Source organism: Mycobacterium sp. (assembly GCF_035653355.1).
In the GTDB taxonomy this organism is placed as follows: Bacteria; Actinomycetota; Actinomycetes; order Mycobacteriales; family Mycobacteriaceae; genus Mycobacterium.
Genome location: NZ_DASRBZ010000567.1, coordinates 1 through 8,155 on the forward strand (window position 1 = coordinate 1; position 8,155 = coordinate 8,155).

Below are 8,155 nucleotides of genomic sequence, written 5' to 3' on the forward strand. Positions count from 1 at the left end.
CAATCCGAAGCTCGCTACCTTGCAGCAGGACTTCGCCAAGACGGCCGCCGTGGCCAACATCTACGCCGACGCCGCTCCCGACCTGACCACCGTGATCGACAACGTGCCGACGATCAGCAAGACGATCGTCGACCAGCAAGGTGACCTCAACGACACCTTGTTAGCGACAATCGGCGTGTCCAACAACCTCTATGAGACGCTCGCGCCTGCCGAGCAGAACCTCATCGACGCGATCAAGCGGCTGCGGGCCCCGATCAAGGTGGCCGCTGACTACTCACCCGAATTCGGTTGCCTTTTCAAGGGCATCGACCGCGGCATCAAGGAGTTCGCGCCACTGATCGGCGTCCAGAAGGCGGGCCTGTTCACTTCATCGAGTTTCGTCTTAGGTGCGCCGTCGTACACCTATCCGGAGAGCCTGCCGATCGTCAACGCCTCGGGCGGCCCGAACTGCCGTGGCTTACCCGATATTCCGACCAAGCAGCACGGCGGCTCCTGGTACCGGGCCCCGTTCCTGGTCACCGACAACGCGTACATTCCGTATGAGCCATTCACCGAAATGCAAGTGGACGCACCGTCGACGCTGCAGTTCCTGTTCCACGGCGCATTCGCAGAACGAGACGACTTCTAATGGCGCGCTACGAGTCTCACCGAAGGATGATGGTGAAGGTCAGCATCTTCACCGTCGCGATGCTGCTCGTTGCCGTCGGCCTTGTAGTGATCTTCGGTGAATTTCGGTTCGGTCCGGAGAACACCTACTACGCCACGTTCACCGACGCGACTCGGCTGAAACCCGGTCAGAAAGTTCGCATCGCCGGGGTACCGGTCGGGTCGGTGAAAGACGTCAAACTCAATCCGAACAACAGCGTCAACGTCACCTTCGGCCTGGACAAGCGCTACACGCTGTATTCGTCGACGCGCGCGATGATCCGGTATGAAAATCTTGTCGGCGACCGCTACCTCGAAATCACCTCGGGCCCCGGCGATCTGCGCAAGTTGCCGCCCGGTGGGACCATCGATCAGCAGCACACCCAACCGGCGCTGGACCTCGACGCGCTGGTGGGCGGGCTCCGGCCGGTCCTCAAAGGCCTGGACGCCGGCAAGATCAACACGATCACCAGTTACGTCATCGAGCTGCTGCAGGGCCAGGGCGGGGCGTTGTCGAACCTGCTCGCCGATACGAATGCCTTCACCTCGTCGCTGAGCGCGCGCGACCAGCTCATCGGCGACGTCATCAACAACCTCAACACGGTGCTCACCACGGTCGACCAGAAAGGTACCCAGTTCTCGGCGAGCATCGACCAGCTGCAGCAACTGATCACCGGTCTGGCCCAAGGCCGCGACTCGATAGCAGGCGCGATCCCCCCGCTGGCGTCCGCCGAGCGCGATCTGACTTCACTGCTGAAGAACTCCCGGCCGGCCTTCAAGGGCGTCATCCAAAACACCCGCGCAATCGCCACTGAGCTCGACGCGCGCAAGGCCGAGGTGAACAACGACATCGAACAGCTCGGCGAAGACTATCTGCGCCTCGCCGCACTCGGCGCCTACGGCGCCTACTTCAACATCTACTTCTGCTCGGTGACGCTCAAATTCAACGGGCCGGTAGGCGGCGACATATTGATCCCCATGGGGGGCCAACCCGATCCGAGCAAGGGGAGGTGCGCCTTTGTCAAGTGATGGTCGTGACCCGCTGCGCACCGGCATCTTCGGTGTGGTGCTTGTGGTGTGCATCGTGCTGGTCTCGTTCGGCTACAGCCAATTGCCGTTCTGGCCACAGGGCAAGCCCTACGACGCGTACTTCAGCGACGCCGGGGGCATCGTGCCCGGCAACGACGTCTACGTCTCCGGCATCAAAGTCGGCCGCGTGCAGGCGGTCGCGCTTGCCGGAGACACCGCGAAAGTGTCGTTCACCGTTGACCGCCACATCGTCGTCGGCGACCAGTCGCTGGCATCGATCCGCACCGACACCATCCTGGGTGAGCGGTCGCTCGCCGTGACCCCGGCCGGCGGCCGAAGCGCGACAACGATCCCGCTGAGCCGGACCACGACGCCGTACGCCCTCGGCACCGCGCTCGAGGATCTGGGCGGCAACGCCAACAACTTGGACAAGGGCCAGTTCGAGAAGTCGTTGCAGGTTCTCACCGATGCGTTGCGCGACGCCACCCCGCAGCTGCGCGGCGCCCTAGACGGTGTGACGTCGCTGTCACGCACCCTCAACCGCCGCGACGAGGCGCTCGACGGACTGCTGGCGCACGCCAGGTCAGTGACATCCGTTCTGGCCAAACGCGCCGAGCAGGTCAACAAGCTGATCCTCGACGGCAATCAGCTGTTCGCCGCGCTGGACGCGCGCCGTGCCGCACTGGCTCAGCTGATTTCAGGAATCGACGAACTCGCCCAACAGATCTCCGGTTTCGTGGCCGACAACCGCCGCGAATTCGGGCCGTCGCTGGGCAAACTCAACCAGGTGCTGGACGACCTTAATGAACGCCGCGCATACATCAGCGAGGCGCTCAAACGGTTGCCGCCGTATGCGACCACGCTGGGCGAGGTGGTTGGCTCCGGTCCCGGCTTCAACGTCAACGTCTACAGCGTGCTGCCAGCGCCGTTGATGGCGTTCATGTTCGACTTCGTCTTCCAGCCCAACAAGATGCCGGACAGCTTCGCCGATTATCTGCGCGGGATGATCCAAGAGCGCTGGATCATTAGGCCGAAGTCACCATGACGGTCTTCTCGGTCGCGCCACGACGCAGGCGGGGGCTGCAGGTACTGGTGGCCGCCGCCCTGGTTCTGATATTGCTTGCGGGCCTCTACCTGATCTGGCCGACCCGTGCCAGCCACAAGCTCGTCGGCTACTTCAGCTCCGCGGTCGGGCTTTATCCCGGCGATCAAGTCCGCATCCTCGGCGTGCCGGTCGGTCGGATCGACACGATCGAGCCACGGCCCTCCGACGTCAAAGTCGTGATGTCCGTACCGGCCGAGTTGAAGGTGCCGCAAAACGCCCGGGCGGTCATCATGGCGCCAAACTTGGTGGCAGCGCGGTTTATTCAGCTCACCCCCGCATATACCGGAGGTCCCGCGCTGCCCGACGGCGCCAGCATCGGACTGGACCGCACCGCGGTCCCGGTGGAGTGGGACGAGGTGAAAGACGCGCTGACCCAGCTGGCTGGCCAGCTGAGTCCGGCGGCCGGGCAGATGCAGGGATCGCTGGGCAAGCTGATCAACCAGGCCGCAGACACCCTCGACGGCAACGGCGACTCCTTCCACGAAGCGTTGCGCGAGCTGTCGCAAGCCGCTGGGCGACTTGGTGACTCGCGCACCGACATCTTCGGCACCGTGAAAAACTTGCAGGTGCTCGTCGACGCGCTGTCGAAGAGCAACGAACAGATCGTCGAGTTCTCCGGTCATGTGGCGTCGGTGTCGCAGGTGCTGGCGGACAGCTCCCGCAACTTGGACACCACGCTGGGCACACTCAACCAGGCGTTGACCGATATCAGAGGATTTCTGCACGAGAACAACTCGACGCTGGTGGGGACGGTCAACAAGCTCAACGACTTGACCAAGGTGTTAAGTGATCAGAGCGACGACATCGAGCAGGTGTTGCACGTGGCGGGTCCCGGGATCGCCAACTTCTACAACATCTACGACCCGGCGCAGGGCACATTGAACGGGCTGCTGTCGATACCGGAATTCAGCAACCCGGTGCAATTCATCTGTGGCGGCTCCTTCGACACTGCCGCCGGGAAAGTCGCGCCCGACTACTACCGCCGTGCCGAACTCTGCCGTGAGCGGCTGGGACCGGTGCTGCGGCGGCTGACGGCGAACTATCCGCCCGTCATGTTTCACCCGATCAACTCGATCACCGCGTACAAGGGTCAGGTCATCTACGACACCCCAGCCACCGAAGCCAAGGCGCAGACCCCTATTCCGGAGCTGACCTGGATTCCCGCGCCCGGTGTGCATCCGCCAAAACCCGGGGATCTGCAAGACCTGCTGGTGCCGCCCGCCCCGGGTGCCAAGCCCGGGCCAGGAGCACCGTCGCCGGCGTCGACACCCAACGGGCCCGCACCCGGTCCGGCACCCGCCGCCGCGCCGCTGCCTGCCGAGCAGGGGGCTGGTCGATGAACCGAAATTGGCTGCGCGGCAGCGCATTGGTAACAGGCAGTGTAGTGCTCGCCGGCTGTCAGTTCACTGGGCTGAACTCAATCTCGTTGCCGGGCACGGCGGGCCACGGTGCAGGTTCCTACAAGATCACTGTCGAGCTTGCAGATGTGGCGACGTTGCCCCAGAATTCGCCGGTCATGGTCGACGACGTCACCGTCGGCAGTGTGTCGGGAATCCAGGCGGCCGAGCGAGCTGACGGCAGCTTCTACGCCGCTGTGCAGTTGGCACTGGACAAAAACGTGGTGCTGCCCGCCAACTCGACAGCCAAGGTGGCCCAGACGTCGCTGCTGGGTTCCCAGCACATTGACCTGGCTCGTCCGCAGAACAAGCCGCCGGTCGGCAGGCTGGTCAACGGCTCGCGTATTCAGGAGTCCAACACCAGCCGCTATCCCACCACCGAGGAGGTGCTCTCGGCGCTGGGCGTGGTGGTGAACAAAGGGAATCTTGGTGCGCTGCAGGAGGTTACCGACGAGACATACCAGGCGGTGGTAGGCCGGCAGGGCCAGTTCACCGACTTGGTTCCCAGGCTCGCGGAGTTGACGGCGGGCCTCAACCGCCAGGTAAACGACATCATCGCGGCCGTCGAAGGGCTGGACCGCTTCTCGGCCATCCTGGCCCGTAGTAAGGACAGTCTCGGCCGTGCGCTGGACACCTTGCCTGATGCGCTGCGGGTGCTCAACAAAAACCGTGACCACATCGTCGAAGCGTTCGCCGCGCTCAAGCGTGTCGCAACCGTTGCCTCTCATGTGCTTTCCGAAATCAAGGGAGATTTCGCCGAGGATATGAAGGGCCTGTATTCGGTGACCAAGGCTGTCGCCGACAACCGCAAGGACTTCGTGACCTCGCTGCAGTTGTTACTCACGTTCCCATTCCCCAACTTCGGTATCAAGCAGGCCGTCCGCGGCGATTACCTCAATGTGTTCACGACATTCGACCTGACCTTGCGCCGGATCGGGGAGACGTTCTTCACCACAGCGTATTTCGATCCGAACATGACTCACATGAGTGAGGTGCTCAACCCGCCGGACTTCTTGACCGGTGAAATGGCCAACCTGTCCGGCCAGGCCGCCGACCCGTTCAAGATTCCCGTCGCGCAGCCTGCGGCACAGCAGGGGGCGCGCTGATGCGGGACCGCCTCACCCGAATTCAGCTCGCTGTCTTCGCGCTCGTCACCGCTATCACGGTCAGTCTGATCGCGGTGTTCTATCTGCGGTTGCCGGCCACAATCGGCCTGGGCACCTACGGCGTAACCGCCGATTTCGAAGCCGGCGGGGGTCTGTACAAGAACGCCAACGTCACGTACCGCGGTGTCGCGGTCGGCCGGGTCGAGTCGGTGGGGCTCAATCCCAGTGGCGTCGACGCCAAGATGCGGCTCAATAGCGGAACACCGGTACCGTCGAACGTCATCGCCAGCGTCAAGAGTGTATCTGCCATCGGCGAGCAGTACGTGGACTTGGTGCCGCCCGACAAGCCCTCAGCGACCAAGCTGCACAACGGGTCTCGCATCGCGCGCAGCAATACCCGGCTCAGTGAGGACGTTGCAACGCTGCTGCGCAAATCCGAGACGCTGGTCAACAGCGTGGCCAACACCCGGCTGCGTGAGCTGCTGCACGAAACGTTCACGGCGTTCAACGGATCTGGTCCCGAACTGGCCCGGCTGATCGAATCGTCGCGACTGCTGGTCGACGCGGCCAACGCCAACTACCCGCAGACCTCCCAATTGATCGATCAAGTAGGCCCGTTGTTGCAGGCCCAGATTCGCTCGGGAAACAACATCCGGTCGCTGGCCGACGGGCTGGCTCGGTTCACGTCGGAGGTTCGCCACGCCGATCCGCAGGTTCGCAAACTGCTGGCGGTTGTCCCCGGTGCAGCCGACGAAACCAGCACCGCTTTCTCCGGTATCCGGCCGTCGTTTCCGATGCTCGCGGCGAGCCTGGCCAACCTGGGCCGGGTCGGCGTCATCTACCACAAGACGCTCGAACAGTTGCTGGTGGTGTTGCCGGCGCTGTTCGCCGCGATTACCACTGCTGCGGGCGGCGAGCCCCAAGACGAGGGCGCCAAACTCGACTTCAAAGTCGACCTGGGTGACCCGCCGCCGTGCAACACCGGTTTCATCCCGCCGCCGTTGGTTCGGACGCCCGCCGACGAGACGTTGCGCGAGCTGCCGACGGACATGTACTGCAAGGTGGCCCAGAACGACCCCACCACGGTGCGCGGCGCGCGCAACTACCCCTGCCAGGAGTTTCCGGGCAAGCGGGCGCCGACCGTGCAGCTGTGTCGGGACCCGCGGGGCTATGTGCCGATCGGTACCAATCCGTGGCGCGGACCGCCGATCCCGTACGGCACGCCGATGACCAACGGGCTAAACGCCTTGCCGCCCAACAAGTTCCCGTACATCCCGCCGGGCGCCGACCCGGACCCGGGTACCCCTATCGTGGGGCCGCCGCCGCCCGGTGTGGTGCCGGGACCGGGTCCGGCACCCAATCAACCGTTCCCGGTGCCGCCGCCACCCAACACCGGCGGGACCGACGGTCGACAGGCGTGGATACCGCCGGCGCCCTACCCACCGCAGCCCCCGCAGCTGCCTTACCCGAAGTGGCTTCCGCCGCCGCCACCGCCGGAAGGGATCAATCCGCCGCCGGAAGGGCCAGGCCCCGAGAAGCCGTGGGGCCCGCCGCCGGGTCCGGTGCCGCAGGCCAGCGGTGCTGCCTACACCACCTATGACCAGCACACCGGGGCGTTCACCGATCCGGCAGGCGGCACCGGTATCTTCGCGCCTGGAATGAGCGGTGCATCGAGTGCGGAGAATTGGGTGGATCTCATGCGCGATCCGAGGCAGTTGTAGTGACAGCTGAACAGCAGGCGGCGCGTGTTCGGCGTCGGGCATCCCGCGCCGCCGGGCCGGCGAAAGCCGAGTCCACCGCTGCCACCACGGTTCGGGTGGAGGCGCCGGCCGAGCCGCCGAAGCGGCGCAGCGCACCGGTCGCCCCACCGCCACGCCGGCCGGCGCACCGCCGCCTGGTGGGCTGGATCAGCCTGGGGGTCGGCCTTTTTGCGATCGCGGTGCTAGCGACCGGCCTGACCGTGCTCGTGGTCCAGCAGCGGCACGCCGACGCGCAACAAGCCCGCGCCCAGCGCTTCGTCGACACCGCCACCCAGACGGTGGTCAACATGTTCAGCTACACCCCAGACACCATCGACCAGAGCGTCCACCGATTCGTCGATGGCACCAGTGGACCGCTGCGAGGCATGCTCGACTCCAACAACAACGTCGAAAACCTCAAGGCCCTGTTCCGCGACACCAAAGCCAGCTCAGAGGCGGTCATCAACGGCGCTGCGCTGGAAAGCGTCGACAACGTCACCGACAACGCCTCTGTGCTGGTGTCGGTGCGGGTCACCGTCACCGACATCGACGGCGTCAACAAACCCTCCGTGCCTTACCGCATGCGGGTCATCGTGCACGAGGACGACAATGGCCGGATGACCGGCTATGACCTGAAGTATCCGGAGGGCGGCAATTGATGCGGTGGTTGCGGATCACCGCTGCCGGCTTGCTCAGTGCCGTGTTCATCGCACTGGCCGCGGTCAGCGGCTGGTTTTACTGGGATCGGGTGCAGACTCGCGGCGAGCAGTCGGCACGGGCGGCGCTGCCCTCGCTGGCCGCCCGGCAGATACCCTCGGTGTTCGGCTACGACTATCAGACGGTCGAACGCAGCCTGGGCGACGCGTATCCGCTGCTGACGCCGGACTACCGGCAGGCGTTCAAGAAAAGCGCCGACCAGCAGATCATCCCCGAGGCGCGTAAGCGCGAAGTCGTCGTGCAAGCCAGCGTCGTCGGCGTGGGAGTGATGGCCGCAAAAAGGGATTCGGCCACGGTCATGGTCTACATGAACCGCACGGTGACCGACAAATCACGGCAACCGATCTACGACGGCAGCCGATTGCGTGTCGACTACAAACGGATCGACGGCAAGTGGCTGATCAACTACATCACGCC

Annotated in this window: 8 protein-coding genes; all 8 read left to right on the plus strand. The window is 64.5% G+C overall.

The annotated features are described in order from the left end of the window. Nucleotides 1-628: MCE family protein (locus tag VFA16_RS19525; RefSeq protein WP_324969405.1), on the plus strand; the 628-nt coding region annotated here is incomplete at its 5' end. Next, on the plus strand, nucleotides 628-1,674 hold the full coding sequence (locus VFA16_RS19530; RefSeq protein WP_324969406.1) for a virulence factor Mce family protein: 1,047 nt from the start codon (nucleotides 628-630) through the stop codon (nucleotides 1,672-1,674). The genes VFA16_RS19525 and VFA16_RS19530, both read left to right, overlap by 1 nt. Continuing rightward, a complete protein-coding gene (locus VFA16_RS19535) occupies nucleotides 1,640-2,719 on the plus strand; it encodes an MCE family protein (protein ID WP_414687767.1) in 1,080 nt (359 codons plus the stop codon). The genes VFA16_RS19530 and VFA16_RS19535 overlap by 35 nt, the downstream gene beginning before the upstream one ends. Then, nucleotides 2,716-4,119, plus strand: a complete 1,404-nt coding sequence (locus VFA16_RS19540) for a virulence factor Mce family protein (RefSeq protein WP_324969408.1) — start codon at nucleotides 2,716-2,718, stop codon at nucleotides 4,117-4,119. Before VFA16_RS19535 ends, VFA16_RS19540 begins: the two co-directional genes overlap by 4 nt. After that, nucleotides 4,116-5,282 carry an MCE family protein gene (locus VFA16_RS19545; RefSeq protein ID WP_324969409.1) on the plus strand — a complete coding sequence of 389 codons (1,167 nt, stop codon included), beginning with the start codon at nucleotides 4,116-4,118 and terminating at the stop codon, nucleotides 5,280-5,282. Before VFA16_RS19540 ends, VFA16_RS19545 begins: the two co-directional genes overlap by 4 nt. Next, nucleotides 5,282-7,003, plus strand: coding sequence for an MCE family protein (locus tag VFA16_RS19550; protein ID WP_324969410.1), 1,722 nt, complete (start codon nucleotides 5,282-5,284; stop codon nucleotides 7,001-7,003). The genes VFA16_RS19545 and VFA16_RS19550 overlap by 1 nt, the downstream gene beginning before the upstream one ends. Further along, nucleotides 7,003-7,680, plus strand: coding sequence for a mammalian cell entry protein (locus VFA16_RS19555; RefSeq protein WP_324969411.1), 678 nt, complete (start codon nucleotides 7,003-7,005; stop codon nucleotides 7,678-7,680). Before VFA16_RS19550 ends, VFA16_RS19555 begins: the two co-directional genes overlap by 1 nt. After that, a partial coding sequence (locus VFA16_RS19560; protein WP_324969412.1) for a mammalian cell entry protein occupies nucleotides 7,680-8,155 on the plus strand: 476 nt, incomplete at its 3' end. The genes VFA16_RS19555 and VFA16_RS19560, both read left to right, overlap by 1 nt.

Bases quoted from the DNA above. Each gene is read 5' to 3' on its own strand.
- VFA16_RS19530 (WP_324969406.1), top strand. From the start codon at position 628: ATGGCGCGCTACGAGTCTCACCGAAGGATGATGGTGAAGGTCAGCATC.
- VFA16_RS19540 (WP_324969408.1), top strand. From the start codon at position 2,716: ATGACGGTCTTCTCGGTCGCGCCACGACGCAGGCGGGGGCTGCAGGTA.
- VFA16_RS19545 (WP_324969409.1), top strand. From the start codon at position 4,116: ATGAACCGAAATTGGCTGCGCGGCAGCGCATTGGTAACAGGCAGTGTA.
- VFA16_RS19550 (WP_324969410.1), top strand. From the start codon at position 5,282: ATGCGGGACCGCCTCACCCGAATTCAGCTCGCTGTCTTCGCGCTCGTC.